Source organism: Streptomyces sp. AK010 (assembly GCF_014207295.1).
GTDB lineage: Bacteria > Actinomycetota > Actinomycetes > Streptomycetales > Streptomycetaceae > Streptomyces > Streptomyces massasporeus.
In genome coordinates, this window is record NZ_JACHCX010000035.1 from 1 (window position 1) to 26,109 (window position 26,109).

At 71.9% G+C, this 26,109-nt stretch carries 25 protein-coding genes and 4 pseudogenes; 13 read left to right on the forward strand and 16 right to left on the reverse strand.

The window, feature by feature from the left end; translation table 11 throughout:
• Positions 1 to 624: maltotransferase domain-containing protein (locus tag HDC93_RS36060; RefSeq protein WP_185015001.1), on the reverse strand; the 624-nt coding region annotated here is incomplete at its 3' end.
• Positions 625 to 698: 74 nt separating this feature from the next.
• Positions 699 to 1,067: a DUF5133 domain-containing protein gene (locus tag HDC93_RS36065; RefSeq protein ID WP_185015002.1), complete on the reverse strand. Its 369-nt coding sequence runs from the start codon at positions 1,065 to 1,067 to the stop codon at positions 699 to 701.
• 364 nt (positions 1,068 to 1,431) lie between these two features.
• Here HDC93_RS36065 and HDC93_RS36070 point away from each other — a divergent pair, with 364 nt between their 5' ends.
• Together HDC93_RS36070 and glgX are read left to right on the forward strand one after the other, a co-directional pair.
• Positions 1,432 to 1,944, forward strand: coding sequence for a pep a2 (locus tag HDC93_RS36070; RefSeq protein WP_185015003.1), 513 nt, complete (start codon positions 1,432 to 1,434; stop codon positions 1,942 to 1,944).
• Positions 1,941 to 4,094 (forward strand): glycogen debranching protein GlgX, encoded by a 2,154-nt coding sequence (gene glgX / locus HDC93_RS36075; protein ID WP_185015004.1) that lies wholly within the window; start codon positions 1,941 to 1,943, stop codon positions 4,092 to 4,094. The genes HDC93_RS36070 and glgX overlap by 4 nt, the downstream gene beginning before the upstream one ends.
• A gap of 40 nt (positions 4,095 to 4,134) precedes the next feature.
• On the opposite strand, the gene HDC93_RS36080 is transcribed toward glgX, so the two are convergent.
• The gene (locus tag HDC93_RS36080; protein ID WP_185015005.1) at positions 4,135 to 4,938 is read right to left on the reverse strand and encodes a VOC family protein; all 804 of its coding nucleotides are present in this window, start codon (positions 4,936 to 4,938) and stop codon (positions 4,135 to 4,137) included.
• A gap of 246 nt (positions 4,939 to 5,184) precedes the next feature.
• Here HDC93_RS36080 and HDC93_RS36085 point away from each other — a divergent pair, with 246 nt between their 5' ends.
• Positions 5,185 to 5,505 carry an ANTAR domain-containing protein gene (locus tag HDC93_RS36085; RefSeq protein WP_185015006.1) on the forward strand — a complete coding sequence of 107 codons (321 nt, stop codon included), beginning with the start codon at positions 5,185 to 5,187 and terminating at the stop codon, positions 5,503 to 5,505.
• Between the two features lie 18 nt (positions 5,506 to 5,523).
• On the opposite strand, the gene HDC93_RS36090 is transcribed toward HDC93_RS36085, so the two are convergent.
• Positions 5,524 to 6,315, reverse strand: coding sequence for an RNA polymerase sigma factor SigF (locus HDC93_RS36090; protein WP_185015007.1), 792 nt, complete (start codon positions 6,313 to 6,315; stop codon positions 5,524 to 5,526).
• Between the two features lie 254 nt (positions 6,316 to 6,569).
• On the opposite strand from HDC93_RS36090, the pseudogene HDC93_RS36095 reads away from it, so the two are divergent.
• A pseudogene (locus HDC93_RS36095) lies at positions 6,570 to 6,934 on the forward strand (ABC transporter permease); the annotation flags it as partial.
• A gap of 192 nt (positions 6,935 to 7,126) precedes the next feature.
• Complete coding sequence (locus HDC93_RS36100; RefSeq protein WP_185015008.1) at positions 7,127 to 7,648, forward strand: hypothetical protein; 522 nt, start codon at positions 7,127 to 7,129, stop codon at positions 7,646 to 7,648.
• 23 nt (positions 7,649 to 7,671) lie between these two features.
• Here the strand turns inward: HDC93_RS36100 and hemC are convergent, their stop codons facing one another.
• From hemC to ligD, 3 genes are all read right to left on the reverse strand, one after another.
• Positions 7,672 to 8,607 (reverse strand): hydroxymethylbilane synthase, encoded by a 936-nt coding sequence (gene hemC, locus HDC93_RS36105; RefSeq protein ID WP_185015009.1) that lies wholly within the window; start codon positions 8,605 to 8,607, stop codon positions 7,672 to 7,674.
• 139 nt (positions 8,608 to 8,746) lie between these two features.
• Positions 8,747 to 9,520 carry an NPP1 family protein gene (locus HDC93_RS36110; RefSeq protein ID WP_185015010.1) on the reverse strand — a complete coding sequence of 258 codons (774 nt, stop codon included), beginning with the start codon at positions 9,518 to 9,520 and terminating at the stop codon, positions 8,747 to 8,749.
• Between the two features lie 142 nt (positions 9,521 to 9,662).
• Positions 9,663 to 10,643, reverse strand: a complete 981-nt coding sequence (gene ligD, locus HDC93_RS36115) for a non-homologous end-joining DNA ligase (protein ID WP_185015038.1) — start codon at positions 10,641 to 10,643, stop codon at positions 9,663 to 9,665.
• Between the two features lie 116 nt (positions 10,644 to 10,759).
• On the opposite strand from ligD, the gene HDC93_RS36120 reads away from it, so the two are divergent.
• A complete protein-coding gene (locus HDC93_RS36120; protein WP_185015011.1) occupies positions 10,760 to 11,275 on the forward strand; it encodes a MarR family winged helix-turn-helix transcriptional regulator in 516 nt (171 codons plus the stop codon).
• Between the two features lie 123 nt (positions 11,276 to 11,398).
• On the opposite strand, the pseudogene HDC93_RS36125 reads toward HDC93_RS36120, so the two are convergent.
• Positions 11,399 to 11,808: pseudogene (locus HDC93_RS36125) on the reverse strand (MFS transporter); the annotation flags it as partial.
• A 1-nt stretch (position 11,809) separates the two neighbouring features.
• Between HDC93_RS36125 and HDC93_RS36130 the strand changes: the two are divergent.
• The 4 genes and pseudogenes from HDC93_RS36130 to HDC93_RS36145 form a co-directional block, all read left to right on the forward strand.
• A pseudogene (locus HDC93_RS36130) lies at positions 11,810 to 12,064 on the forward strand (helix-turn-helix transcriptional regulator); the annotation flags it as partial.
• A gap of 55 nt (positions 12,065 to 12,119) precedes the next feature.
• Positions 12,120 to 12,500 carry a DoxX family protein gene (locus HDC93_RS36135; RefSeq protein WP_185015012.1) on the forward strand — a complete coding sequence of 127 codons (381 nt, stop codon included), beginning with the start codon at positions 12,120 to 12,122 and terminating at the stop codon, positions 12,498 to 12,500.
• Positions 12,497 to 12,964 carry a peroxiredoxin gene (locus tag HDC93_RS36140; RefSeq protein ID WP_311774724.1) on the forward strand — a complete coding sequence of 156 codons (468 nt, stop codon included), beginning with the start codon at positions 12,497 to 12,499 and terminating at the stop codon, positions 12,962 to 12,964. The genes HDC93_RS36135 and HDC93_RS36140 overlap by 4 nt, the downstream gene beginning before the upstream one ends.
• Before the next feature lie 13 nt (positions 12,965 to 12,977).
• A pseudogene (locus HDC93_RS36145) lies at positions 12,978 to 13,277 on the forward strand (ATP-binding protein); the annotation flags it as partial.
• 9 nt (positions 13,278 to 13,286) lie between these two features.
• Here HDC93_RS36145 and HDC93_RS36150 read toward each other — a convergent pair.
• Entirely contained in the window at positions 13,287 to 13,901 is a 615-nt protein-coding gene (locus HDC93_RS36150; RefSeq protein ID WP_185015013.1) for a DNA polymerase ligase N-terminal domain-containing protein, read from the reverse strand.
• 38 nt (positions 13,902 to 13,939) lie between these two features.
• A complete protein-coding gene (locus tag HDC93_RS36155) occupies positions 13,940 to 14,770 on the reverse strand; it encodes an aldo/keto reductase (RefSeq protein ID WP_185015040.1) in 831 nt (276 codons plus the stop codon).
• A 96-nt stretch (positions 14,771 to 14,866) separates the two neighbouring features.
• Between HDC93_RS36155 and HDC93_RS36160 the strand changes: the two genes are divergently transcribed.
• Complete coding sequence (locus HDC93_RS36160; RefSeq protein WP_185015014.1) at positions 14,867 to 15,931, forward strand: LacI family DNA-binding transcriptional regulator; 1,065 nt, start codon at positions 14,867 to 14,869, stop codon at positions 15,929 to 15,931.
• Here HDC93_RS36160 and HDC93_RS36165 read toward each other — a convergent pair.
• The 4 genes from HDC93_RS36165 to HDC93_RS36180 are packed head-to-tail and all read right to left on the reverse strand — an operon-like array spanning position 15,894 to position 20,501.
• Positions 15,894 to 17,270 carry a glycoside hydrolase family 32 protein gene (locus HDC93_RS36165; RefSeq protein WP_185015015.1) on the reverse strand — a complete coding sequence of 459 codons (1,377 nt, stop codon included), beginning with the start codon at positions 17,268 to 17,270 and terminating at the stop codon, positions 15,894 to 15,896. The two genes, HDC93_RS36160 and HDC93_RS36165, sit on opposite strands and share 38 nt — an antisense overlap.
• Positions 17,267 to 18,121 carry a carbohydrate ABC transporter permease gene (locus HDC93_RS36170; RefSeq protein ID WP_185015016.1) on the reverse strand — a complete coding sequence of 285 codons (855 nt, stop codon included), beginning with the start codon at positions 18,119 to 18,121 and terminating at the stop codon, positions 17,267 to 17,269. Before HDC93_RS36170 ends, HDC93_RS36165 begins: the two co-directional genes overlap by 4 nt.
• A gap of 17 nt (positions 18,122 to 18,138) precedes the next feature.
• On the reverse strand, positions 18,139 to 19,095 hold the full coding sequence (locus HDC93_RS36175) for a carbohydrate ABC transporter permease (RefSeq protein WP_185015017.1): 957 nt from the start codon (positions 19,093 to 19,095) through the stop codon (positions 18,139 to 18,141).
• On the reverse strand, positions 19,092 to 20,501 hold the full coding sequence (locus HDC93_RS36180) for an extracellular solute-binding protein (protein WP_185015018.1): 1,410 nt from the start codon (positions 20,499 to 20,501) through the stop codon (positions 19,092 to 19,094). The genes HDC93_RS36175 and HDC93_RS36180 overlap by 4 nt, the downstream gene beginning before the upstream one ends.
• A gap of 163 nt (positions 20,502 to 20,664) precedes the next feature.
• On the opposite strand from HDC93_RS36180, the gene HDC93_RS36185 reads away from it, so the two are divergent.
• On the forward strand, positions 20,665 to 22,206 hold the full coding sequence (locus HDC93_RS36185) for a glycoside hydrolase family 32 protein (RefSeq protein WP_185015019.1): 1,542 nt from the start codon (positions 20,665 to 20,667) through the stop codon (positions 22,204 to 22,206).
• 239 nt (positions 22,207 to 22,445) lie between these two features.
• Positions 22,446 to 23,420, forward strand: coding sequence for a TauD/TfdA family dioxygenase (locus tag HDC93_RS36190; RefSeq protein ID WP_185015020.1), 975 nt, complete (start codon positions 22,446 to 22,448; stop codon positions 23,418 to 23,420).
• 33 nt (positions 23,421 to 23,453) lie between these two features.
• On the opposite strand, the gene HDC93_RS36195 is transcribed toward HDC93_RS36190, so the two are convergent.
• Together HDC93_RS36195 and HDC93_RS36200 are read right to left on the reverse strand one after the other, a co-directional pair.
• Entirely contained in the window at positions 23,454 to 24,482 is a 1,029-nt protein-coding gene (locus HDC93_RS36195) for an LLM class flavin-dependent oxidoreductase (protein WP_185015021.1), read from the reverse strand.
• Between the two features lie 80 nt (positions 24,483 to 24,562).
• The gene (locus HDC93_RS36200; RefSeq protein ID WP_185015022.1) at positions 24,563 to 26,068 is read right to left on the reverse strand and encodes a metallophosphoesterase; all 1,506 of its coding nucleotides are present in this window, start codon (positions 26,066 to 26,068) and stop codon (positions 24,563 to 24,565) included.
• Between the last annotated feature and the right edge of the window lie 41 nt (positions 26,069 to 26,109).

The following is a 26,109-nucleotide window of genomic DNA, read 5'->3' on the forward strand; positions in this document are numbered from 1 at the left end:
CGGGAAGAACTCGTACCACGAGCCGTACAGCGCCCGCTCCCGCTCCACGAGAAGCGGCAGGGGCTCACTGCTGGTGACCAGATCCCGCAACGGATACCGCTCCAGGACCGCGTCCACCTCCGGCGTCAGCGCCGCCGCCAGACGAGCCGCCACGGGGCGGTCCTCGTCCCGCAGGGCCTCCGCGGCGGCGAGCAGCACATCGCGGCCGGCGTCCTTCGGCACGCCGGCCGCTGCCCGCTCGTGGAGTTCCGCGCCCTCCTCCAGGACCAGGCCCGGGTCGATGCCCGCCGGGATCTTTATGCCCGCCGTGTGGCGCCAGGTGGCCACCGGGTCGCTCCAGGCCTCCACCCGGTAAGACCAGCGGCCGACGGCGTTCGCGGTGACGTCGGCGCCCCAGCGGTCGCTGCCGGGGGCGAGCTCGCGCATCGGCGTCCACGGGCCCGGGCGGCCCTCGGGATCCTTCAGGACGACATTGGCGGCCACCGCGTCGTGCCCCTCCCGGAACACGGTGGCGGTGACCTCGAACGTCTCACCCACGACCGCCTTCGCCGGCCGGTTGCCGCTCTCCACGGCCGGGCGGACGTCCCGTACCGGGATACGGCCGATGGCCCGGGTCCTACTCATGGTCCTCACCTCCACCGTGCTCGAAAGCCGGGCGGCGGGGCCCGGTTCAGGGGACAAGAAGTGCGGGAAGGGTGCTACCTTCCCGCGGTGGATCTCCGCTCGGCGGCCGGGGATCTCCGCTCCGCCGCCGGCGGTCTGCGTCGGACGGCCGCGGCCGGACGAGGCCGTTCGACGGGTACCTGCAGACAGGTGACGTGCTGCTCCTGCAGGCAGGTGATCTGCTGATCCTCGAGATACGTGACCTGGTTCGTGCGCAGGTACCGCTCGGCCGCGTCCGCCGCCTCGCGTGCGCAGCGCTTGCCCATCAGCACGCAGAGCGTGTAGCCGGAGTCCTCGAACGTGGTCCGCACCGTGCGGTCGTTCGGTGCCGCGAGCATCACGCGTTCCCAGGCCCGGTAACGCCGCAACTGCCGGGCGACTTCGGCTTTGGCGGGTAGCAGCATGGCGCCGATCACCTTTCGGGGCTCGAGGGGCACGGTCTCCCGACGGTCGGACGGCGGCCGTGCGTACAGCGGCACGGGTCCGTAACGGCGATCGAGTTCTTCACACATGGTGCACGCGCGGCGACGCAGCGTCTTGTTGGATCTTCAACCAGTGGCCGCTCTTCTGCGCCGTTCCGGCCACCTCGACTCGCTCACTTGTGTGCCGTACCGCCTCAATCGTGCGCTCGTGTTGCACGAACGGGCTAGCGCCCTCAGGCTGAGGGTGACTCAGAAGCGATAGGCGCTCACGTTCCGTGTTCGGGGAACGTCCCGCAGACCGCGGGAGTGAGAAGGAACTGAGCCTCGCGGTGAGGAGAGCCGACCGATGAAGACCGCAGTGCCCTGCTACTACCACCTCGACGTGGAAGTCAGCCCGGAACGGGTGGGACAGGTCAGCCGCATTCTGGCCGCTCACCTGAAGTTCTGGGACCTGGACAACCTGGTCCAGCCCGTCTGCGGCGGTGCCGAGATGCTGCTCAACGCCATCGACGAGCACGCCACGGACAAGAAGACGTCGATCGAGATGTGGTGGAACCGGCAGCACCTGATCACCGCCATCGGGGACAACGACCGGGCCCTGCGCCCGGACCAGGAGCTGCGAGGCTGCCTGGAGCACATCGCGGCGATGAGCGACGGCTGGGGCTGCTGTGCGACCGAGACCGGCAGCAAGGTCATCTGGTTCTCGCAGCGCGCCCGCGCCGGCGAACGCGTCCCGCTGGTGCCGACCGCTCCCGCGCCGCGGGAGAGCGAGGGTCTCGACGTGCCCCGCGAGGAGCGCGTCGCGCAGCTGGCCGGACCGGCCAGCACGCCGGGCGATGTCCTGGAGGACGCCCGGTGACGCGCCGGCAGAATCGGAAAGGGGTGTCCGCCTGGAGCGGGCGCCCCTACCCGCTGGGTGCGGCCTACGACGGGGAGGGCACCAACTTCGCGCTCTTCAGCGAGGTCGCCGAACGTGTCGAGCTGGTCCTCGTGGACGACGACGGCACCCGCACACAGGTGCCGCTGAACGAGGTCGACGGCTTCGTGTGGCACGGCTACCTCCCCGGCGTCGGCCCCGGCCAGCGCTACGGCTACCGCGTGCACGGGCCGTGGGCCCCGGCCGCCGGGCACCGCTGCAACCCGGCGAAACTCCTGCTCGACCCGTACGCCCGTGCGGTGGACGGGCAGATCGACAACCACCCCTCGCTCTACGAACGCAACCCCGACGGCCCCGACCCGGCCGACAGCGCCGGGCACACCATGCTCGGCGTCGTGACCGACCCGGCCTTCGACTGGGGCGACGACGCCCGGCCCTGCCGGCCGTACGCCGACACCGTGATCTACGAGGCGCACGTCAAGGGCATGAGCCGCACCCACCCCGAGGTGCCCGAGGAATTGCGGGGCACCTACGCCGGGCTGGCGCACCCCGCGGTCGTCGACCACCTGACCTCCCTGGGCGTCACGGCCGTGGAGCTGATGCCGGTCCACCAGTTCGTCCACGACGGTGTGCTGCACGACCGCGGCCTGGCCAACTACTGGGGCTACAACACCATCGGCTTCTTCGCGCCCCACAACGGCTACGCCGCCCACGGCACACGCGGGGAGCAGGTCGCCGAGTTCAAGCAGATGGTGAAGACCCTGCACGCGGCCGGGCTCGAAGTAATCCTCGACGTGGTCTACAACCACACCGCCGAGGGCAACGAGCGGGGCCCCACGCTGTCCTTCCGCGGCATCGACAACTCCTCGTACTACCGCCTGGTCGACGGCGACTGGGAGCACTACTACGACACCACGGGCACCGGCAACAGCCTGCTGATGCGGCACCCCTACGTCCTTCAGCTGATCATGGACTCGCTGCGGTACTGGGTGACCGAGATGCATGTCGACGGCTTCCGCTTCGACCTCGCGGCGACGCTCGCCCGGCAGTTCCACGAGGTGGACCGGCTGTCGGCGTTCTTCGACCTCATTCAGCAGGACCCGGTGATCAGCCGCGTCAAACTGATCGCCGAGCCGTGGGACGTCGGCGAGGGCGGCTACCAGGTGGGCAACTTCCCGCCGCTGTGGTCGGAGTGGAACGGCATGTACCGCGACGCGGTCCGCGACTTCTGGCGCGGCGAGGACCACACCCTCGGCGAGCTCGCCTCCCGGCTCACGGGCTCCTCCGACCTGTACCAGCACAGCAGGCGCCGGCCCCGCGCCAGCGTCAACTTCGTCACCGCGCACGACGGCTTCACCCTGCGTGACCTCGTCTCGTACAACGACAAGCACAACGAGGGCAACGGCGAGGACAACCAGGACGGCGAGAGCACCAACCGCTCCTGGAACTGCGGCGCCGAGGGCGCGACCCGCGACCCGGCCGTGCGGGAGCTGCGCACGCGCCAGCAGCGCAACTTCCTCGCCACGCTGCTGCTGTCCCAGGGCATCCCCATGCTCTCCCACGGCGACGAGCTCGGGCGCACCCAGGGCGGCAACAACAACGCCTACTGCCAGGACAACGACATCTCCTGGATCGACTGGCGGCTCACCGAGGAGCAGCGCGACCTGGTGGAGTTCACCCGGTACCTCATCCGGCTGCGCACGGGACACCCCGTACTGCGCCGGCGCCGCTTCTTCCGCGGCGAGACCCTGACCCGCGCGGACCAGCCGCTGCCCGACCTGGTGTGGCTGGCGCCGGACGCCCGCGAGATGACCGACGACGACTGGCAGCGCGGCGACGCGCACTCCGTCGGCGTCTTCCTCAACGGCGACGCCATCGCCGAACCCGACCCGTGGGGCCGCCCGGTCGTCGACGACTCGTTCCTGCTGCTGCTCAACAGCCACTGGGAGCCGGTCGACTTCCGCCTCCCGAAGGCCTCCTACGGCGAACGGTGGACGGCCCTCATCGACACGGCCGACCCGGAGGGCACACCCGACGAGGCGGAGCACAAGGCGGGGACGGGCCTCACCGTCGACGCCCGCAGCCTGGTCCTGCTGTCCCGGCCGTCACGGGCGGCGCCTGGGAAGGAGTGAGGGGAGTGACACGGGCCGGTGCTCGTGGAGCGGGCCCGGGTCAGTGCTCGCGGCGCAAGGTCACCGTGAACTGCGCGCCGTCGTGGTCCCGCAGCACCGCCTCGTCGCTGCCCTTGGCCAGCACGCTGCCGCCGTGGAGCTCCGCCGCGCGGGCGCAGGCCTCCACGTCGTCGACGGAGAAGTGGACCTGCCAGTGCGGCCGGATCGCGGGGTCGGGGGCCGCTTCCAGGGCGCCGGACTCGATCCGGGCCACCACGTCCCCGCGGCTGCGCAGCACGACCTCGCCGCCCTCGTAGTGGACCTCGCAGCAGCCGGGCCGCTGCGTCGCCCATTCGAGGATCTCGCCGTAGAAGATCGCCGCGTCGAACGCGTCACGGGTGTGGAGCGTGATGAAGGCCGGCTGGGCGTTGCGCCACGTCTCCCAGTCGGTGAAGAGGTCGCCCTCCCAGATGCCGAACGTGGCCCCGTCCCGGTCGGCCAGCAGCGCCGCCCGCCCCGGCGGCAGGGAGATCGGACCGACCGCGACCGTGCCCATACGCTCCTGCACCCGCGCGACCGCATCGTCCGCGCTGCGCACCGCGAAGTACGGCGTCCACGCCACGGCCATCTGCCACATGGCCGCCACCCCCGCGATCCCGGCCACCGGCGAGCCGTCGACCAGCGCGATCCGGAACCGGTCGCCGAGTTTGGCCGGCCGCCACTGCCAGCCCAGCACGGCGCCGTAGAACTCCTCGGTCGCCTTGACGTCCCGGCTCGTCAGGCTCACCCAACAGGGCGCGCCGAACACGGAGTGTGATGCGACGACGTCCTTCGTGCCGGAGGAGGTGGGCATGTCGTGATTCATGGCAGTCGCGTCCTGATCTCGTCGGCCTGGCAGCCACCGGAGGATTGACACCAGTGTCCAACCGGAACCGCCTGGGGCGCCTGCCGAGTACCCCGGCGAGGGCGTCGAAACGGCGTCCGGCCCGGTCCGCCCCGGTGGCACCGGGCGGGCCGAGTGAGGACGATGGATGGGTCGGACACTGCGTCAAGGTACTCAAGCACCCGGTGGGACCTCGGGCGCAGCGGCGCACCGGACCCGGAGGTGACCATGCCCACGGACGGGGGCTCGGACCGGATCTTCGCGTTGCAGGAAGAGGTCCAGCAGCTGAAGGAGGCGGTCGTGTCCCACGCCGTCGTGGACCAGGCGATCGGCATGGTCGTCGCGCTCGGCCGGATCTCCCCCGACCAGGGGTGGGCCGTCCTGAAGGAGGTCTCCCAGCACACCAACATCAAGCTGCGCAACGTCGCGGAACTGATCCTCGTCTGGGGGCGCACGGGCGTGATGCCCGAGGAGATCCGGGCCGCCCTGGAAGATGCCCTCGACCGCGCCGGACCGACGCAGATCCCCGGCTCGCCGCCGGAGGGGTGATCCCCGGCGGCGCCCCCTTCACCGGGCCTCGGCCAGCAGTTCCTCACGCAGATGGGCGAAGCAGCTGCTCAGCAGGCGGGAGACGTGCATCTGCGAGATGCCGAGCTGCTCCGCGATGCGGCTCTGTGTCATGCCCTTGAAGAACCGCAGATAGAGAATGATCCGCTCGCGCTCGGGCAGCGCCTCGAGACAGGGCCTGACGGCGACGCGGTTGACGACGATGTCGAAGGCCGGGTCGGGCCCGCCGATCGCGTCCCCGAGGGCGTACCCGTCGGTCCCGGGCATTTCCGCCTCCAGCGACAGCGCGGTGAAGCACTCCAGGGCCTCCATGCCGGTGCGCACCTCACCCTCGGTGAGCTGGGTGTACTCGGCGATCTCGGTGACCGTGGGGGAGCGCCCCGGGGTGGTCTGCGACAGCTCCTTGGAGGCGTGCCGCACCCGGTTGCGCAGGTCCTGGACCCGGCGGGGCACGTGCAGTGTCCACATGTGGTCCCGGAAGTGGCGCTTGATCTCGCCGGTGACCGTCGGTACCGCGTACGCCTCGAAGGCGTTGCCGCGGGCCGGGTCGTAGTGGTCGACCGCCTTCACCAGGCCGAGAGCCGCCACCTGGTACAGGTCCTCGAGGGCCTCGCCACGGCCCCGGAAGCGGACGGCGATCCGCTCGGCCATCGGGAGCCAGGCCTCGACCAGTTCGTCCCGCAGGGCCTTGCGCTCGGGCCCCTCGGGCAGCCGCGCCAGTCGCGCGAACGCCGCGGCGGTGTCGGGGGCGTCGTCGTGGGGGTGCGTTCGGGTGCTGCCGGCGATACGCATGGTGCGTACCTCCCTGAGCAGGTGCTGAGTATGGACAGACACCGTGGGAAACGCGGCCTCGGACCTCATGGAAAAGCACCGGGGCCCGGTCGGCCGGCTCCCCACGCGCGTGCCTCCTGTCCGAAGCACTAACAATTCAGACAATACGGCATTTGGGGGACGCGGGCGCACTCAAGGTCGCGCTCAATTCGAGGGCGTCCCTCGACCTCGCTTGACCTCAGCTTGGGCCGGTTGCCTCTGTCGCAGAGCCGATCTCGACGTGGAACCCGCTCCAGCTGCTCGCCGTAGCCGCGATCGTCGTCCTCGGCTCGGCCTTCTTCTCCTGCCTGTCGGTGACCATGCCGGCATCGTCCTCAGCCGGGGCCGCCTCATGGGCATCGGGCAGGCGGTCGCCGTGCCGCTGTTCTTCGGCTCCAATGCCCTGTACCCGGTGTCCGTGATGCCCGGCTGGCTCCAGGCCGTCAGCAAGGCCAACCCGCTCAGCCACGAGGCCGACGCTCCGCGCGGGCTCCTGCTCGGCACCCCTCACCATCTGGCGTCCGACTTCGCGGTGCTGTTCGTCGCTGCCGCGCTCGGCGTCACCGCGGGCTCGGCCCCGCTGGGCCGTCTGGCCCGTTGATCTTCACTCGTGGAAGTGATGTGCGGCACGCCGTTGCAAGCGCTTTCTCCGGCTGTTTCCGGATAACTGCTGGGCACGGCTTGATCACCGATCAAAAGGGATGAACTGCCTGGCCACAGCGCATTCTGCTCATTTGACAGTGCGCTGAGACCACAGATAGGAAGCAGCTTCCAGAGGTCGAGAGGGTGCAGCGTGTACGAGCCGAACGTGGTCGGGGACTGGCAGGAGTACGACGAGCATGCCGGTCTGCGCGTCCGCGTCCACCGTCTGGAACTGGCCGAGCCGCCCCGCGGCAGGGACGACGCCGCCGACGGACTGACGTACTTCTGCCTCCGGGTGACGGTCGAGAACCGCGGCAACCGCCGGCTCGGCGTCCACCTCGAGGACGGCCAGATCGACGTCCGGCTCGGCCCGGACGGGGAGAGCGCCTTCATCGACTGGCGCAACTCGCAGTTCATCGAGGGCTTTGACGTCTATCCGCTGCGCCGGGCCACCGCCGTGCTGTACGCGGCCGGCGCCGAGGCCTTGTTGAGCCTCGTGGACGTTCAGGTGCAGTTGCGCGTCGAGGAGGAGTGGACCGGCCGCCGGCTGTGGGCGGGCGGCATCGGGGCGCACGAGGGAGCCGCCGGCGGCCAGCAGGGCGCGGTGCGGGACAGCCTGGCGCACCAGGTGAGTGTCTTCCTGCGGGACCAGGCGGAGGAAGGCACCGCCTGATCCGGCGTCAGGCGTCGCGGAGGTCAGTGCGGGATGCCGTCGATGATCTCGCGGGCACCCTGACGCAGCAGGGCCACGGCGACCGAGGTGCCGAGCGTGGCCGGGTCGAGGCGGCCCGCCCACTCGTGGGCGTTGAGGCGCGTCTTGCCGTCCGGGGTGAACACACAGGCCCGCAGGGACAGTTCGCCGCTGCGGTCCACCTGCGCGAACCCGGCGATGGGGCTGTTGCAGTGTCCCTGGAGCACATGCAGGAACATGCGCTCGGCGGTGGTCTCCCGGTGGGTGTCCGGGTCGCCGAGACCGCTCACCGCGTCGATCAGCGCGGCGTCGTCCTCGCGGCACTGCAGCGCCAGCACACCCGCGCCGATGGGCGGCATCATCGTCTCGGTCGAGAGGATCTCGGTGATCACGTCCTCGCGGCCGATGCGCTCCAGGCCGGACACCGCGAGCAGCAGGGCGTCCGCCTCCCCGGCGGCCAGTTTCGCCAGACGCCGGTTGGCGTTGCCGCGGAACGGCACGCACTCCAGGTGCGGATGCGTGGCGGCCAGCTGCGCCACCCGGCGCACCGAGGAGGTGCCGATCCGCGTCCCGGCCGGCAACTCGTCCAGGGTGAGTCCGCCCGGGTGGATCAGGGCGTCACGGATGTCGTCCCGCTTGAGGAACGCGGCGAACACCGTCCCCGCCGGGAGCGGCCGGTCGGCGGGCACGTCCTTCACGCAGTGCACGGCGAGGTCGGCCTCGCCGGCCAGCAGCGCCGCGTCGACCTCCTTGGTGAACGCGCCCTTGCCCTCGACCTGGGAGAGATCGCCCATCCACTTGTCGCCGGTGGTCTTCACCGGCACGACCTCGGTGCGCACTCCGGGATGGGCGGCGGCCAACTCGGCCCGGACGCGCTCCACCTGGGCGAGGGCCATGGGGGAGTCGCGGGAGACGATGCGAATCAGTTCGGGGACGGACATGCGGCCACGATAGACCCTTCCACGGGGGCGTTCGTGCCGTACCTCCTCCGACTGCCGGGTATCGGGCGTCAGTTCGGAACGAGTGGATCACGCGGCGGAGACCCGGCCCGGCCGGAGAGCCGGACCGGGTCCGCAGGCGTCAGGCGTACGGATCGAAGGAGATGCCGGAGGGCTTGGCCGACGCCAGGTGGTTGGTGAAGTTGGCGTCCTTCAGGCCGAAGTTGGCGCTGCCGAAGTCGTAGGACGTGAGCTTGTCGCGCACTCCGGCCGGGTAGCCGTTCCAGCCGACCAGCGCCGGGTACTGCCAGGTGCGCTTGTGGTTTTCCGGCGGCTCGTCGTTGGAGTTGGCCGCGCGGAAGCAGTGGGTTCTGATGCCGTCCTTGTGGTAGACGATCTTCGCGTGCGTGCCGTCGAAGCGGACCGAGGAAGCCGCGTGCACCGTGAACCCGCCGTGAGCGGACGTCGACACGTACTTCACCCGGTTGTCCTGCACGAACACCGCGACATGCTCGAAGTCGTGCCGGTGGCCGCCGATGCTGCTCCCGGCCACGGCCTGGTCCTTCTCGAAGTAGAGCGCGTACAGGATCGCGCACCAGCCGTTGTTGCACTTGGAGCGCGCGTAGCCGTTGGTGTTGTCGAGGTCCGAGGCGTCCCGGCAGTTGCCGTTCAGGGCACCGGTCGGGTTGAGCCCGCCGTTCACGGCGCCGTCCGGGCCGATGGCGGGGCTCGAGTAGCAGCCGTCGGTGTCATAGTCGTAGGCGGGCTGGTACGTCTGCTCCAGCGCGTCCGCGTTGGCGGGCAGCGCCGGCGGCGGGGCCGCGAAGGCCGTGGCCGGGAAGGCGAGGACGAGAGCGGCGGCACCGGCCGCTCCGGTGAGCCATCTCCTGCGGTGGGCGAACGTGCGTGACGACACTGCGTCCTCCTTGGTCCGGGCGCAGCCCAACGGCTGTGGGGGAAAGGGAGGTTCAGCTTCCAGGCTGAACGCGTCCATGCCAAGAGGGGTGGAGGATCTCCACGGTGAATCGCAGCCCAACAGTCGGCCGTCTGCCGCCGTTTCAGGCCGGGTCGTCCGGGATGTCCGCCGCTGCGTCCTCGGGCGCCAGGTCGGGCCGGAGTCGGAGCCAGGACGGCTGCCTCAGCAGCCCCTCCCGGGTGCGGGTGCTGTAGCGGACCTCACCGACCAGGCGGGGCAGGACCCAGTGCGCACCCGGGGCGCGCGGGGCGGGGTCGAAGGGGCAGACGTCGGTCGCGGCGGCCCGCAGCAGCCCCGCCAGTTCCGTGCGTTCGGCCTCGCTCCAGCCGGTGCCCACGCTGCCGACGTAGCGCAGCCGTCCGGCGGCACGCTGTCCGACCAGCACCGCGCCGGGCAGGCCGGTGAGCCGCCCCTTGCCGGGCTGCCAGCCGCCGACCAGGACGTCCTCGGTGCGCATGTTGCGGATCTTGATCCAGGCCCGGGAGCGGATGCCCGGTTCGTAGACCGAGTCCAGCCGTTTGCAGACCAGGCCCTCCAGGCCGTGCTCCCGGGTGGCGCGCAGGGCTTCGGCGCCGTGTCCGACGAGGGCGCGCGGGGTCGACCAGGAGGGGCCGGAGAGTCCGAGGTCCTCCAGCGCCGCGCGGCGTCGTGCGTAGGGGAGTCCGAGGAGGGAGTGGCCCTCCAGGTGCATCAGGTCGAACAGCACGAGATGGACCGGGACCTTCGCGGCCCGTCGCGCGGCCCTGGCGGGTGCGTGCGCCAGGCCCATCCGGGACTGGAGGAGCTGGAAGCTGGCGCGGCCCTGGTCGTCCAGGGCCATGATCTCGCCGTCCAGTACGGCGGGTGTGGTGCCGAGTGCGGTGCCCAGCGGCCGGAGTTCGGGGTAGGCCGCCGTGATGTCGTCCCCGGAGCGGGCGCGCAGCAGTACGCTGCCGTCCCCGGGCAGGTAGACCACCACGCGCTGGCCGTCCTGCTTGGTCTCGTAGGCCCAGCGCGTGTCCTGAGCGGCGGGCGGCAGGGTGCCGGACGTGGCGAGCATGGGCGGGATCAGCGGCAGGTCCACGGGTGAGGTGTCGACGAGCCGCCCGGCGCTCACGCGTGTTCGCGGCCTCTTTCCCCTGAACGGCGCCCCGGGCTCGATTTAGTTGAGTTACGCAATGAGATGGTAGTTTGATGCTCATGTCCACACCACCGCTCCCCGACGTCCCCTCCCTGGAAGTGATCGAGATCGAGCGCGCGCTCACCCGCGTCACCTACCTGAGCACGCGCGCCCGTCAGCACGACCGGCTGATGGCCCTGGCGGGGGTGCCGCTCGACCGTGCCGCTGTCGCGCTGCTCCGTCAGATCGCCGACTCCGAACCATTGCGGCCCGGGGAGCTCGCCGTCCGGCTGGGCGTGGAGGCCTCGCACGTCACGCGCACGGTGCAGCAGTTGCACAGGTCCGGGTACGTCACCCGCGTCCCCGACCCGGACGACCGCCGCGCCCAGCGCATCGAGCTCACCGACGCCGGCGGCGAGGCCATCGCCAAGGTCCGCGACGCCGGGGTCCGCGGCATGCAGATGGCCCTCTCGGACTGGTCGCCCGAGGAGCTGCGCCACCTCGCGACGCTCTTCCACCGCATGGTCGACGATTTCCTCGCCCACTGTGTCGACGAGGAGGGCGAACCTCAGTCGGCCCGAGCCGGCGCGGCGTGAGCCCCGGCCGGTCCCCTCGACCGGTCCGTCATGTCCCGGCGGGGAAGAGCCCGGCCGGGCGCCGCCGGAGTTCCGCTCCCGGTCGGATGACGCCGGCAGGCCGTCCCTGAGCCCCTCACCCCTTCACCGGGCCACCGGCTCCTGCGGATCCGCCCGCTCGGGCACCGCGGCCCCCGGTGGCACCGGCTCGCGCAGCCCGTACAGCAGCAGTCGGCCCGCGCGGGCAGTGCGACGAGCGCCAGCAGGGCCGTGCGGAGGGACGTCGCGTCGGCCAGGGCGCCGAGCGCGGGGGCCGCGAGGCCGCCGACGCTCACCGTCAGGCCCAGCGTGACCCCGCTCGCGGTGCCCACGCGCCGGGGCAGGAAGTCCTGGCCCAGCGTGATGTGCAGTGAGAACGGCACGTACAAGCCCGCCGACGTCAATGCCACGAACAGGTACACCGGCGGCCCGGGCACCAGGACCAGCCAGGCCACGGCCAGGACCGTCAGGGCGTACGACCGGCGCACCACCGCCGTCCGCCCGTGACGCTCCGCCGAACTCGGGGCCGCGACCTGCGTGGGGGAGCGGACCCTCAGCCGGCTCTTCCGCGGCGAGTTCGGCATGACGTTCCCGCGGTGGCGCACCCGGTCGCGGCTCTACCACGCCCTGCGGATGCTGGCCGACGGCCTGCCCGTCACGGCCGTGGCCCACCGCTGCGGCTGGTCCTCCGCCAGCGCGTTCATCGACGTCTTCCGCCGGTCCCTCGGCTACACGCCCGGCAGTCACCACCGGAACACCGGGGCCCGGTGAACCGACCTTTGTACCGACCGGCAATAATGCGCGGCAGGCCATCAGAGGAGGAACCGTGTCCCGGTCCGAACGCTCGCCCCTGCTGCTCGCCGGCCTCCTGGCCACCGCGGGCGTCGCCCACTTCGCCCGCCCACGCCCGTTCGACGCGACCATCCCGCGCGGCCTGCCCGGCACGCCGAGGGCCTGGACCTACGCGAGCGGCGCCGCCGAGCTCGCCCTCGCCGCCGGTCTGGCGCTGCCGCGCACCCGCAAGGCCGCCGCGCTCGCCACGGCGGCCTTCTTCGTCGGGGTGTTCCCCGCCAACGTCAAGATGGCCGCCGACTGGCGCGACCGTCCCACTCCGCAGAAGGCCGCCGCCTTCGGGCGCCTGCCCCTGCAGGTGCCCCTCGTGCTCTGGGCCCGCGGCGTCGCCCGGAACGCGGAGGGCAGGTCGTGACCGCGCGCGTGGAGACCGGGGACAAGGTCGAGGACTTCGCCCTGCCCGACGAGACCGGCACCGTCCGCAGCCTGTCCGAGCTGCTCGCCGGGGGCCCCGTCGTGCTCTTCTTCTACCCGGCCGCCCTGACCCCCGGCTGCACCGCCCAGGCCTGCCACTTCCGTGACCTCGCCGCCGAGTTCGCCGCCGTGGGGGCACGCCCCGTGGGTATCAGCGGCGACGACGTCGAGCGCCAGCAGGAGTTCGCCGGACGGCACGGCCTCGGCATGCCGCTGCTGTCGGACGCCGACGGCGCGGTCCGCGAACGGTTCGGGGTGAAGCGCGGCTTCTCCCTGGCGCCCACCAAGCGCGCCACGTTCGTCATCGCCCAGGACCGCACCGTCCTCGACGTCGTCCGCAGCGAACTGCGCATGAACGCACACGCCGACCGGGCGCTCACCGCGCTGCGCGCCCACCGGGCCTGACAGCGTCACGATGGCGGCGTCGCGGTTGATAGCGGGGGATGAAGTCACCGAACTCGTCGTCAGCGAACCGGTCACCAACGCCATCCGGTACGGCGCCCCGCCCATCCAGCTCCGCCTGATCCGGGACCGGACCCTCATCTGCGAGGTGTCCGACGGCAGTTCGGCCTCCCCGCACCTGTGACGGGCCCACCAGGACGACGAGGGCGGCCGCGGACTGCTGCTGGTCGCCCAGCTCACCCAGCGCTGGGGCAGCCGGCAGACCACCCGGGGCACGACGATCTGGTGCGAACAGTCCCTCACACCGCTGTTCTGACCGGTCGGCTCACTCCTCGGACGCGTCCGAGGCGACCTGGGCGAGCGTGCGGCCGGACGTGACCGAGCGGGCCCGGCGGGGATCGGGAGCCCCGTGCGTACGGGCCGAGCCCCCGGCCCGCTTCACCAGCAGCCAGGCCTCCTCGCCGTCGCCGTCCCGACCGCCGCGGAACCGGGTCAGGGCGTACTCGCCGTGCAGCTTGGAACCGCTCAGCCGGAACGTGGCGTGCCCGCGCTCCAGCGACTCCGCGAAGTCGACGGGCCGGCCTGCGTGGTCGTGGCTCAGTGGCTCGTACGTGCCGTGGTCCCAGACGATCACCGTGCCTCCGCCGTACTCGCCGCGGGGGATCACGCCCTCGAACTCCACGTACTCCAGCGGATGGTCCTCCGTGGGCACGGCGAGCCGCTTGTCCTTCGGGTCGGCCGAGGGGCCCTTCGGGACCGACCAGGACTTCAGCACGTCGTCCACCTGCAACCGGAAGTCGAAGTGCATCGTGCTCGCGTCGTGGATCTGCACCACGAACCGGGGCCCGTCGCCGCCGGACGCACCGCGTCCCCGGGGCTCGCCGGTCCGGTCGAAGTCGCGCTCGCCGCGGTGGTCCCGCAGCCGGTCCCGCTCGGCCACCTGCGGCTCCTTCCTGACTCGGGTGCCCCGGGTACCCGTCAGAACTCCTCGTGCACCTCGGGGTCCCCGCCGACTCTCCGCTGCGGCCTGTCCGCGACGGCCCGCATCTCGTCCTCGCTCAGCTCGAAGCCGAAGACGTCGAGGTTGGCGCGCTGCCGCTCGGGGTTCGCCGACTTCGGGATCGGTACCGCGCCCAGCCGCGTGTGCCAGCGCAGCACGACCTGCCCCGGCGACACCCCGTGCGCCTCGGCGATCCGCGCCACGGCGTGATCCTCCAGCAGGGGCGTACCCGGCCGCAGCGGGCTCCAGCTCTCGGTGACGATGCCCTTGCCCGCGTGGAAGGCACGCAGCTCGTCCTGCGGCAGCAGCGGGTGCAGCTCGATCTGATTGACCGAGGGCAGCACCCCCGTCTCCTTCTCCAGCCGCTCGATGTGCCCGGCCGTGAAGTTGGAGACGCCGATCGACCGGACGAGCCCCTCCTCGCGCAGCTTGATCATGGCCTTCCAGGAGTCGACGTACCGGTCCACACGTGGCAGCGGCCAGTGGATCAGGTACAGGTCGACGTACTCCAGACCCAGGCGGGCCCGCGACTCCTCGAAGGACGCGAGGGTCTCCTCGTAACCGTGGTGCCGGCCCGGGAGCTTCGTCGTCACGACGACCTCCTCGCGCGGCACCACGCCGGAGGCCACACCGCGGCCGACCCCCGTCTCGTTGCGGTAGTTCGTCGCCGTGTCGATCAGGCGGCAGCCCGCCTCCAGGGCCGAGAGCACCGCCTGCTGCGCCTCGTCGTCGCCGAGCGGCCAGGTCCCCAGACCCAGGGCGGGGAGCGTCGTACCGTCGTTGAGCGTGTGTGTCGGGATGCCGATCACCATCGGACCTTCCCGTGGACCGTGTCGTCCCTCCAGCGCACGGATAGGGTGAGCAGTGATCAACCGGACGGGTGGGGGATGAAGGCGGCGGACGGCATGGGAAGCGCCGAGGAGAAGCCGGCGACGGGATCGGGACGACCCACCTCGCGAGACGTCGCACGGCTCGCCGGCGTGTCGCACACCGCCGTGTCCTTCGTGTTCAACGGCCGGGCCGCCGGCAACCTCTCGCCCGCCACCCAGGAACGCATCCGGCAGGCCGCCACCCAGCTGGGCTACCGGCCCGACCCCGTCGCCCGCGGCCTGCGCCGCAGCCGTACGGCCGTGATCGGCCTGGTCACCGACGAGATCGCCTCCTCCCCGTTCGCCGGACGGCTGCTGCGCGGCGCCATGGACACGGCCTGGGCGGGCGAGCACCTGGTCCTCACCATCGACTCCGGCGGCGACCCGGACAAGGAGGACGCCGCGGTCGCCGAGCTCCTCGACCGGCGCGTCGACGGCATCATCTACGCCGCAATGTCGCTGCGCCGCGTCCGTGTCCCGGAGGGCCTGCACCGCACCCTCTCCGTCCTCGCCAACTGCCTGCCTGAGGACGACTCGCTGCCCGCCGTCATCCCCGCCGAGCGCGCCGGCGGCCGTACGGCGGCCCGGCTGCTCCTGGAGCAGGGGCACCGGCGGGTCGCGCTCGTCGGCGGGCAGGACGACATCGCCTCCGCGGAGCGGCTGCGCGGCTTCCGCGACACGCTGCGCGCCGAGGGCATCACCGTGCCGCGCGACTGGGTGGTCCGCACCGGAGGGGAGATCTCCGCCGGCTACGAGGGCGCCACACGCCTTTTCGACAACGCCGCGCCCGAGCTCAGGCCCACCGGGATCTTCGCCTACAACGACCGGGTCGCGGCGGGCGTCCTGCACGCCGCGACCCGGCTCGGCATCACCGTCCCCGGCGATCTGTCGGTGGTGGGCTACGACGACCAGGAGCACATGGCCGCCCACCTCGCGCCGCCCCTCACCACGGTCGCGCTGCCCCACCGGGCGATGGGGGAGGCCGCCGCGCGGCTGCTCCTCGACTCCCTCGCCACGGGCCGGACGCCGCCCGCCACGGTGCGGCGCCTGGCCTGCCCGGTGATCAGCCGCTCGTCGGTGGGACCAGCGCCCATCCGGTGACGGACGCGCCGGACGTCACGCTCAACTCCCTGCTGTCGTCCGCGCGTGCGTAGACGCGCTCGGTGACCGTGGCCCGGTCGCCGACGAACAGTTCGTACAGCGAGCCGTCGACGAGGACGCGCAGGGTGAGCTCCTCGCCCGGCGGCACCGGGACGACGACCGGTGCCGCGGCCTCCGCGCGGGGCCACCCGTCCCGGTTCACTGTCACCGTGCCCGCGTCCGGGTCCAGGCAGACCGTCAGCTCATCGCCCGCGGCCGACCTCAGCAGACCGACCGTGGTGCGGACGCGGGCGCTGACCGTCAGGTCGTAGGCCGCCGGCAGCGCGGCCCGGCCCGGGGCGGTGACGAACGGCTCGGCGGCCCGCAGCCGGTGCAGCTCCGGCGCCGGGGACACCCGCAGCGCCCCGTCCGGATGGACGTCGACGACACGGGGAGCGGTGAGGACACCGGCCCAGTCGGCCTCGCCCTGCTCCCGGGCCTCCCACGACCAGCCCCACATCAGAGCCCGGTCCGGCTCCTGGAGCACGGCGGGGGCGTAGAAGTCACGGCCGTGGTCGAGCAGGCCGCCCGTGCGGGCGGTGAAGCGCAGGTCCGTGTCCAGGCGGCCCGTGAGGTAGCCCGTGGTCCACGGGTTGCCGTCCCACAGGGACACCACCAGCACCCACGCGCCGTCCCGCGCGGCGTACAGCTGCGGGCACTCCCAGCCGGTGGCCCGGCCGCCGAACGCGGCCCGGGCGGCCGGGTCGTGCCCGTCCAGGAGCACCCCCGCGAACCGCCAGTCGGTGAGGTCGTCGCAGTCGTAGAGGAGGACCGACGGGGTGCCGTCGGCGTGCCCGGCGCCGACCAGCGCCCGGCGCCGGCCCTCGTGCCGGAAGACGAACGGGTCGCGGAACATCACCACGTCCAGACCCTCGGGCGGGCCCGTGACCACCGGGACGGGCAACGGCGTCCACTCGGCCAGCGCGGGGTCGTCCGGGTCCGCCGCCCGGGCCAGGCAGATCGTGCCGAGCCCGGTGTGGTCGTGGTCGACCCCGGTGTAGACGGCCGTCGGCACGCCCCCGTCGTCGACCACGCACCCCGACCAGCAGCCCGCCTCGTCCGGGCCGCCCGGGGTGGGGGTGAGCGCGATCGGATGGTGCTCCCAGTGCGCGAGGTCGGCGCTGGAGGCATGGCCCCAGTGGACGTTGGCGTGCACCGGGGCGTCCGGGTTGTGCTGGTAGAAGAGGTGATGGCGGCCGCGCCAGCGGAAGGGACCGTTGGGGTCGTTCATCCAGTTGGCGGGCGGGCGGACCCGGAAGCGCGGGGCGTGCGGGTCGTGCGGGGGAGCGGCGAGGCTCAACGGTTGACTCCAGCGGACGTGATGCCCTCGCGCAGAGGGCGCTGGCCGACGACGAACACGGCGACGGCGGGGATCATGGACAGGACGACACCGGCGAGCACCACGGAGATGGAGCCGGTGCCGAGGTTGCCCTGGAGGGAGACCAGCCCCAGCGGCAGCGTGTAGTTCTGGCCCGACGTCTCGAGGATCAGCGGGCGGAAGAACTCGTTCCAGTGGTAGTTGAAGGCCAGGACACCGACGATCGCGAGGCCGGGCGCGGCCAGCGGGGCGTACACCGACCGGAAGGTCCGCCAGGGTCCGGCCCCGTCCAGCATCGCCGCCTCGCCCAGGTCCTTGGGCATGCCGAGGAAGTACTGGCGCATCAGGAACGTGCCGAACGCGGTCGGGAAGGCCGGGATGATCAGCCCGAGCAGGGTGTCGGTCAGGCTCATCGACTTCAGCACCAGGAACACCGGCACGATGGTGACCTGCAACGGCACCATCATCGTCGCCAGCACCAGGCCGAACAGCGGCTTCTTGAAGCGGAACTCCAGCCGGGCGAAGGCGTATCCGGCCAGGCCCGCCGTGATCATCTGGCCGACGGCGATCAGGGCCGTGACCAGCGTGGAGTTCAACGCCAGCAGCCAGACGTCGATCTGGTCGAAGACCCCGCGGTAGGCCTCGGTGGAGGGGTTCGACGGGATGAGCTGCGGCGGGAGGTCGAAGGCCTCGGCGGGGGTGCGCAGCGAGGTGGACACCGTCCACACCACCGGGCCCAGGGTGAGCAGCGCGCACACGGCCAGGCCGGCGATCCGCGCCCACGGTGCGAGCCCGTGCCGCACACGGCTGTGGGAGAGGGTTGCTTGGCTCATGGGAGGACTCACCCGGCTCACTGGTAGTGGACGAAACGCCGGCTGAGCCGGAACTGGAGGGCGGTGACCGCCATGATCAGCACGAACAGCAGCACACCCACCGCGGACGCCTCACCGAAGCGCAGCTGCTCGAACGCCGTCTCGTAGATGACCATCACGACCGTGCGGGTGGAGTCGCCGGGGCCGCCGTTGGTGAGGACGTACGGCTGCTCGAAGACCTGGAGGGCGTTGATGATGCCGACGACCGAGGCGACCAGCAGCGTCGGCGAGAGCAGCGGCAGTGTGACGGTCAGGTGCTTGCGCAGGCCCGTCGCGCCGTCGAGGGCGGCCGCCTCGTGGATCTCCTTCGGAATGTTGTTCAGCCCGCCGACGAACAGCAGGAACGAGAAGCCGAACTGCTGCCAGACGTAGACCAGGACCACCGTCGCCATCGCCGCGTTCTCCGACGTCAGCCACGGCACCGGCGCGATCCCGACGAAGCCGAGCAGCCAGTTGATCACCCCGAAGTCCTGGTTGAACAGGTACTTCATCACCACCGAGATCGACGCGGCGGACAGCACCAGAGGGAAGAAGAACGCCGAGCGGAACACCGACCGCAGCCACACCGGCATCCGCCCGTTGATCGTCAGCGCGAGGGCCAGCGCGACGAGGAGTTGCAGCGCCACGGCGAGCACCATGAACACCAGCGTGTTGCGGAAGGAGACCAGCACGGTCTCGTCGCCGAACACCTCGCCGTAGTTGGAGAGCCCGGCGTAGGACGGCGAGTCGATGACGTTCCAGTGGAACAGGCTCAGGATCACCGAGCCGGCGATGGGCACGGCCGTGAAGACCACGATCCCGACGATCGTCGGGGTCAGGAACAGTGTGGCCAGCAGCCTCGTGCCGCGGTCACGGGCCGAGGGACCCTCCGGCGCCGGGGCGGGCGGGGCCGCGGGGCGTTCGGCTCGCGCGGGCGGTATCCGGGTGTTCGTCATACGTCACGCTCCATGGCCTTCTCCAGATCGCCCTGCATCCGGCGCAGCGCGGGACGCACCGAACGCGCGGAGGCCAGGGCCGTGCCGGTGTGCTTCAGCAGCACCTGCTCGACCTCGGCGACCTGCGGCGGCGCCGGGATGGGGCCCGTGTCCGGGAACCGGTCGAGGGTGTCGTAGAAGACCGGCCAGTGGGCCGGGCCGGTCTTCGCGTAGCGGCCGGCGGTCAGCAGCGAGCGGCGGGCCGGGGTGGTCTGGTTCGTGGCGAACAGCCGCTCCAGGGTGTCCTTGCGGGCGGCGTACTTGATGAACTCCCACGCCTCGTCCTGCATCGTCGAGGTGCGCAGCAGGGCGTAGCCCGCCGCGCCGTACTGCATGCGCTGGGTGCGCCAGCGCGGGAAGTACTGCACGTCGAAACCGTCCCGCTCCATGCCGGCCAGGTGCAGTCCGCCCGCCCAGAAGCCGCCCGCCGGGGTGACGCCGACCCGGCCGGTGGAGAACACGCCGATGAGGTTCTGTCCGTTGCCGCCCTCGGGGCGGGTGCACAGGCCGTCCTGGATGAGGGAGGCGAGATAGTCGTAGACCTCCTCCACCCGGTCGTGGGTGGCCTGCGGTGTCGTCCAGCGGAAGCCTCCGCCGCGGCCCTTGCGCTGCCCGGCGGGGTAGAAGCCGTCCCACAGCCAGTCGCCTCCGGGCGCCTTGGACTCGGCGAGCAGATTGGTGTCGTTCGCGAACAGCCAGGGCACCACACCGCCCCAGAGCCGGTTGGTCCAGAAGTACGGCGTGAAGCGGGAGCCGCTCGACCTCTTCATGTCCCGCAGCAGCGCCGTGAAGTCGTCGCGGGTCCAGTCGGCCGGCGGGAACCGCGCGCCCGCCCGCCTCAGCACCTGCTTGTTGAAGTACATGTCGGCCGCGTTGAACTCCACGGGGAGCTGGTGGAGGCTGCCCTCGTACATCATCGACTCCACCAGCGAGGGGTGGACGTCGGCGAAGTACTCCTTCAGCTCGGCCGCGTCCCGCTTGACCCACTTGTCCAGGGCCACCCCGAGGCGCTGCGCGAACAGCTGCACGCCCTCGGTGGCGACATAGACGAGGTCGGGGGCGGTGCCCGCGGCGACCTGCGTGAGGATCTTCGCGAAGAAGTCCGACCAGTCGACGGCCTGGACCGCGTTGATCCGGAGCCTGATGTCGGGGTGCATCTCGGCGAAGCCCTCGCGGAGCGTGCGGATGGCCTCCGGCCCGTAGGCGGGGCCCAGCGTGGCGACGACGAGGGAGCCGTCGTCCCGGCCGGGGATGTCGGCTCCGGTGAGCCGGTCCCAGCTCGCGGTGGTGCCGGCGAGGGCGGCGGCGCCCGCGCCGTAGGCGCCGTACCGCAGCAGGGCGCGGCGGGTGAGGTGCGAGTCGGTCATCGTGTGTGGGGCCTAACTCGTGTTAGCCGTGGGTTGATGCCCCAGATGATGTGAGCGCGGAAGGACCCTGTCAAGGCGTGCGAGTGCTTGACCTTTAACGAGTTAGGTCCGAAAGTCCTGATCCCATGAGCCGCAGTTTCCGAGGAAAAGGACGAGGTGTGTGATGCGCGGGATGACCAGGAGAGCTCTGTTCGCCGGGTCGGCCGTGGGCGCGGCCGGCGCTCTGCTGCCGACGGCGGGTCCGGCGGTAGCCGGGCCCCGGGCGGCCCGCGCGAGCTACCGCGCCGGGTACCACTTCACCGTCCCCGAGCAGTGGAAGAACGACCCGCAGAGGCCTGTCTGGATCGACGGCAGCTATCACTACTACTACCTGCACAACGCCGACTACCTCGCCGGTGAGATCGGCACCGCCTGGCGCCTGGCCACCAGCACCGACCTGGTCTCCTTCACGGACCGGGGGATCGCCGTGCCCAAGGAGACCACGCCGGGCGGCGACGTCTGGTCGGGGTCGGCGGTGGTGGACACGCACGACACGGCCGGCTTCGGGGCGGGCGCCGTCGTCGTGCTGGCCACGATGTCACCGCACGACGGTCCCGCCGACCAGGCCCAGTACCTGTACTACTCCACCGACGGCGGCCGCACCTTCACCCCGCACGGCACCGACCCGGTGCTGCCCAACCCCGGCGTGCGCGACTTCCGCGACCCGAAGGTGATCCGCGACGAGGAACGCGACCGGTGGGTGATGACCCTGGCCGAGAACGACAAGGTCGGCTTCTACCACTCCGCCGACCTCAAGTCCTGGACGTACGTGAGCGGTTTCGTCCGGGGCGGCATCGGCGTGCTGGAGTGCCCCGACCTGTTCCGGATCCGCGCCGGGGACGGCACGCCGACGTGGGTGCTCGGGGTGAGCGCCAACGGCAAGGGGGCAGGGCTGCCCCATACGTACGCGTACTGGACGGGCTCCTTCGACGGCACCGCCTTCACCGCCGACACGACCGATCCCCAGTGGCTCGACCACGGCTGGGACTGGTACGGGGCGGTCACCTTCGACAAGCGCGGCACCGACGGCACCCTCGACGAGGGGACCCGCTATGCCATCGGGTGGCTGAACAACTGGGACTACGCCCACATCACGCCCACGATCGACAGCGACGGCTTCAACGGCACCGACTCGATCGTCCGCGAGATCACGCTGAAGCGCGGGGGCGACGGCAGGTACTTCCTGGCGTCCCGGCCGGTCGCCGCGCTCGACGGGTACGTCTCCCGCACGGTGACGCTGGGCGACCTGGAGGTCGAGGGCACGCGCCTGCTCGACTACCGGGGCACCGCCTATGAACTGACCTGCGAGATCACCTGGGACCAGCTCACGGGTGCGGGGGTGCAGCTGCGGCGCTCCCCGGACGGCGTCCGGCACATCGACGCGGGTGTCCACCGCGACTACGCCTACCTCAACCGCCGCCCCACCGTGTCGCCCGACATGACGGGCCGGTGGCAGGAGAGCCACAGCCCCTTCGACCCGGGCCGGCGGGCGGTGCGGCTGCGCATCCTGGTCGACCGCACCTCCGTGGAGATGTTCGTGGACGACGGCCGGTACGTGCACTCGTCGGCGGCCTTCCCCTACCTGGTCGACACGGGGATCGCGCTCTTCACGGTCGAGGGGAAGGCGGTGTTCCGGAACACCGTGATCCGCGAGTTCAGGGTGTAGGCGGGGCCGGGGTGCGGGGCCGGTCAGTGTGGGGCGGGTGGGCCGGCGCGGGACGGGTTTTCCCGCCCGGCCCGCGCGTCCGAGCCGGTAGGGCGTCACCTCCCGCCGGAGCATGCCCAGTTGGCACCGGAATCCCTTGGGGCAGCGAGCACTCCTCTCGCGACCTGGTCGCCCTCCGCGGAGATCACTGTCACGATCTTCGGAAAGGCCGGACCACGCCCACGACCAGCGGAGCGCTCATGACGACGGACAGCGGGATGACGGACGAGGCGGCGCGCGAGGCCGGGTTGGAGGTGAAACCGGCCGCCGGGTACATCGGGGCCGAGATCGGCGGGGTCGATCTGGCCGGGGATCTCGACGACGCCGTGATCGCCGCGATCCGGGCGGCGGTGCTGCGGTGGAAGGTGGTCTTCTTCCGGGGGCAACGGCTGGACCACGCCGGGCACGTGGCGTTCGCGCGCCGGTTCGGCGCGATCGTGGAGCTGCCCCGGCGCGGCAAGGCCTCGCCCCCGGACTTCCCCGGGATCGAGACGACCGCCGACCGGCTGGAGCTGGGCGGGCGGTTCGGCATGGAGCACGACGAGTGGCTGCGGCGCCGCCGTCACACCCTGCTGCGCGGCTGGCACTGCGACCACGGCGCCCGCGTCGACCCGCCCGCCGCGACGATCCTGCGCGCCGAGACCGTACCGCCCTACGGCGGCGACACCACCTGGTCGAACCTGGCGGCGGCGTACGCCGGGCTCTCCGCGCCGCTGCGGCGGTTCGTCGACGGGCTGCGGGCCGAGCACCGTCTCGGCGTCGGCTACCAGCCGCGTCCCGGCGACGACGCGTACGTCCGCCACCTGCTCGACCGTCAGGTCGCCTCCCTGCACCCCCTGGTGCGCGTCCACCCGGAGACGGGGGAGCGGATCCTGTACGTCAACGGCTACTACGTCGAGCAGATCGCCGGCCTCTCCCGGCCCGAGAGCGCCGCGATCCTGGAGATGCTGCTGGAGCAGGCGGTCCGGCCCGAGTACACGGTCCGCTTCCGCTGGGAGCCGGGCTGCGTGGCGTTCTGGGACAACCGCGCCACCATGCATCTGGCCCCGGGCGACACGTCCCGGCTCGACCATCCGCGCATCATGCACCGGGTGATGCTCGCGGGGGACGTGCCCGTGGGGGTGGACGGCACGGCGTCGGAGCCGATCACGGGGAGCAGCCCGGGCCACTGGTGACCCGGGGGAGGTCTGAGTGCCCGGTCTGCAGGTCTACGTGCCCGGTTGCCACCCCAGGGCCGGGCCCAGCCTGGTCGCCATGTCGGTGAGGATCTGTTCGTGGTCCTCGTGCTCGAAGGTGAAGGGCAGCGCGAACGCCACCTCGTCCACCTCCCGGAACGCGGCGTGCGCGTGCAGTCGTTCGGCGATCTGCGCCGACGCGCCCACGAGGTCCGGTGCGAAGAGCAGCCGTCCCGGACCCTGGGGCGAGGCCGTCCGGGGGGTGCGCCGGTCGGCGTGGGCCTCGTAGCGTGCGCGCTGCTCGGGCGAGGCGGAGTCCGTGGGGATGACGACCAGGCCCTGCGAGACCCGGGCGGCCTCGCCGTCGGGGTGGGCGGCGCGGAAGGCTCGGATCTGGGCGAGCTGGATCTCCGCGAAGTCGTAGGGGACCTCGGGCTCTTCGGCCTTGACGACACTGCTGGTGAGGAGGTTCATGCCGTGCTCACCGGCCCACCGGGCCGACCGCAGGCTGCCGCCGCCGTACCAGAGGCGGCGGCCCAGGCCCAGGGAGTGCGGCTGCACCCGGTCGGAGAAGGCATCGAAGCCCTCGACCCCGCTGGAGTCCGTCGCCGCCTCGCCCCGCACGAAGTCCAGCAGCCGCTCCACCCGCCCGTAGCCGAAGTCCTCGGCGTCGGCCGTGTCCGGGTAGAGCGCCCCCTTGACCTGGTCGAAGTGCATCGGCGGGCCCACGCTCACGCCTGGGTTGAGCCGGCCCCCGGACAGCAGGTCGACCGTGGCCAGGTCCTCCGCCAGCCGCAGCGGGTTCTCCCAGCCGGGCGGGATGACCGCCGTGCCGAGTTCGATGCGGCGGGTGCGCTGGGAGGCGGCGGACAGGACGGCGACGGGGGAGGAGATGCCGTATTGCAGGTGCCGGTGGCGCGCCCACGCGCTGTCGAAGCCGAGCCGCTCCCCGAGCTCGATGATCTCCAGCGTCGGCTCGTGGCCCCGGCGCGGATCGGCCTCGTCGAACAGCCCGATGGTCAGGAAACCCAGCTTGCGCAGCGGTCGTGGGGTCGGCGGCACGAGTCCTCCAGCACGGAACCTTCAACGGCCTGCGGAGGTGCCAACCCGGCGGCGGCCCGTGCTGTTCCCGTTCCGCCCGGTCAGCGCAGCGGGATCGTCACCTCGTCCTCGACCGGCGGGGCGACTTCCTGGGCGCGGTTGCCGGTGGCGGCGTGGCAGCGCAGCCGGACCGCCTCCGGGGAGACGTCCAGACGCAGGAAGCACTTGAAGAACGGCGGACTGTACGTCGCCGAGCTCGGCGAGAACAGAGACGTGTAGATCTTCCGCACCGGCAGCCGGAAGCGCCTGGCCTTGTCGGGGCGGCGGCCGGTGCCGAGCAGTCCGGCGACCAGGCGGACGCGCCGGGTGATACGGGTCGGGGCGCCCGGGGCGCGGGTGGGCTTGATGCCGAGGCGCTCGGCGATCACGGCCGTCGCCTCGGCCTCGGTGAGCGTGAGGAAGCGGCGCAACCGCAGCCGCCGGCCGTAGAGGCGGCTGTAGAAGGCCAGGGAGTCGCCGCGCAGCGGGTAGCAGCGGAAGTCCTGCTCGGTGACGCCCGCGACGTTGACCCGGGGGATGGTGTGGGTGGCGTGCATGAACGCGCCGCCCCCGCCCGCGACCACGTACTGGAGCGTGCGCCCGTCGTCCAGCCGCACCGGGTAGCGCTGGTAGTTGTGGATGTCGCCGCCGATCGCCGCCACGTAGTGGTGGTCCGGGTCGCGGACGATGTCGTCGACGGTGCCGCCCCCTTCGATGGCGCAGGGCTGGCGCCGGCCGTCCACGTACAGGGGTGAGCCGGTGACGAGGATCTTCGGGCGGGGGCCCCGGGAGATTTCGCGCAGCCAGGCGCCCTGCTCGGCGTCGAGGGTGCCGAGCAGACCCGTGTCGATGCCGATGATCCGCACCGGACCGGCGTCGATCGCCCAGTACGGGCCCGGCTGGACGGCCTGTTGCTCGGGGGCGGAGCGCAACTTGCGTGCCTCGGCGAGGTGTTGCCCCGCCTCCGGGCGCGGCCGGTGCCACAGCAGTGAGCGCAGCCAGGCCCGGGTGAGCGGGCGCGGCCGGGGCTCGGGCGGCGGGGGCGGGGCGTCGTCGCAGAAGACGCGCATGAAGCCGCCGAGGTCCTCGTACCAGTCGTGGTTGCCGGGTATCGCGTAGATCGGCGCCCGGTAGTCCTGGTACGGGCGGAAGAACTTGGTGTCGTAGTCGTCCGCGCTGCCCACCGGGTAGATCACGTCGCTGGCCAGCACGGCGAACCGGGTGTCCTGACCGGTCTTCAGAAAGCCCGGCACGACGGCGTACTGCGGGTCGTCGCCCTCACCGGTGTCGCCGATCACCAGGAACGAGAACCGGTCCGGGTCGTCGCGGCGGATCACCTTGTCGGCCGGTGCGCCGGAAGCCGCCCGCTGAGCCACCCACCGGCTGCGCGTCCGGCCCGTCGGATCCCCGAACCACGAGGCCAGCACGCCGTTGCGCGCGACCCACAGCATCTTCGGATCCAGCCAGGAGATCTTCTCGGCCTTCGGCGGCATCAACCGCCGGTACGCGCCCCGTTCGCTGGTACCCCAGCCGGCGCCTTCGGCGGTATCGCGTGAGGAGTCAGACACCGGTGCACCGTAACAATCGATTCAGGCCCGGTCCGCAGGCG

Excerpts from the sequence above, each read along its gene's own strand:
- hemC (WP_185015009.1), bottom strand. The coding sequence starts at position 8,607 with ATGTCCGTCCCCGAACTGATTCGCATCGTCTCCCGCGACTCCCCCATG.
- HDC93_RS36175 (WP_185015017.1), bottom strand. The coding sequence starts at position 19,095 with ATGACGAACACCCGGATACCGCCCGCGCGAGCCGAACGCCCCGCGGCC.
- HDC93_RS36085 (WP_185015006.1), top strand. The coding sequence starts at position 5,185 with ATGCCCACGGACGGGGGCTCGGACCGGATCTTCGCGTTGCAGGAAGAG.
- HDC93_RS36090 (WP_185015007.1), bottom strand. The coding sequence starts at position 6,315 with ATGCGTATCGCCGGCAGCACCCGAACGCACCCCCACGACGACGCCCCC.
- HDC93_RS36120 (WP_185015011.1), top strand. The coding sequence starts at position 10,760 with ATGTCCACACCACCGCTCCCCGACGTCCCCTCCCTGGAAGTGATCGAG.
- HDC93_RS36080 (WP_185015005.1), bottom strand. The coding sequence starts at position 4,938 with ATGAATCACGACATGCCCACCTCCTCCGGCACGAAGGACGTCGTCGCA.
- HDC93_RS36160 (WP_185015014.1), top strand. The coding sequence starts at position 14,867 with ATGGGAAGCGCCGAGGAGAAGCCGGCGACGGGATCGGGACGACCCACC.
- HDC93_RS36190 (WP_185015020.1), top strand. The coding sequence starts at position 22,446 with ATGACGACGGACAGCGGGATGACGGACGAGGCGGCGCGCGAGGCCGGG.
- HDC93_RS36065 (WP_185015002.1), bottom strand. The coding sequence starts at position 1,067 with ATGCTGCTACCCGCCAAAGCCGAAGTCGCCCGGCAGTTGCGGCGTTAC.
- HDC93_RS36170 (WP_185015016.1), bottom strand. The coding sequence starts at position 18,121 with ATGAGCCAAGCAACCCTCTCCCACAGCCGTGTGCGGCACGGGCTCGCA.
- HDC93_RS36185 (WP_185015019.1), top strand. The coding sequence starts at position 20,665 with ATGCGCGGGATGACCAGGAGAGCTCTGTTCGCCGGGTCGGCCGTGGGC.
- HDC93_RS36070 (WP_185015003.1), top strand. The coding sequence starts at position 1,432 with ATGAAGACCGCAGTGCCCTGCTACTACCACCTCGACGTGGAAGTCAGC.
- HDC93_RS36180 (WP_185015018.1), bottom strand. The coding sequence starts at position 20,501 with ATGACCGACTCGCACCTCACCCGCCGCGCCCTGCTGCGGTACGGCGCC.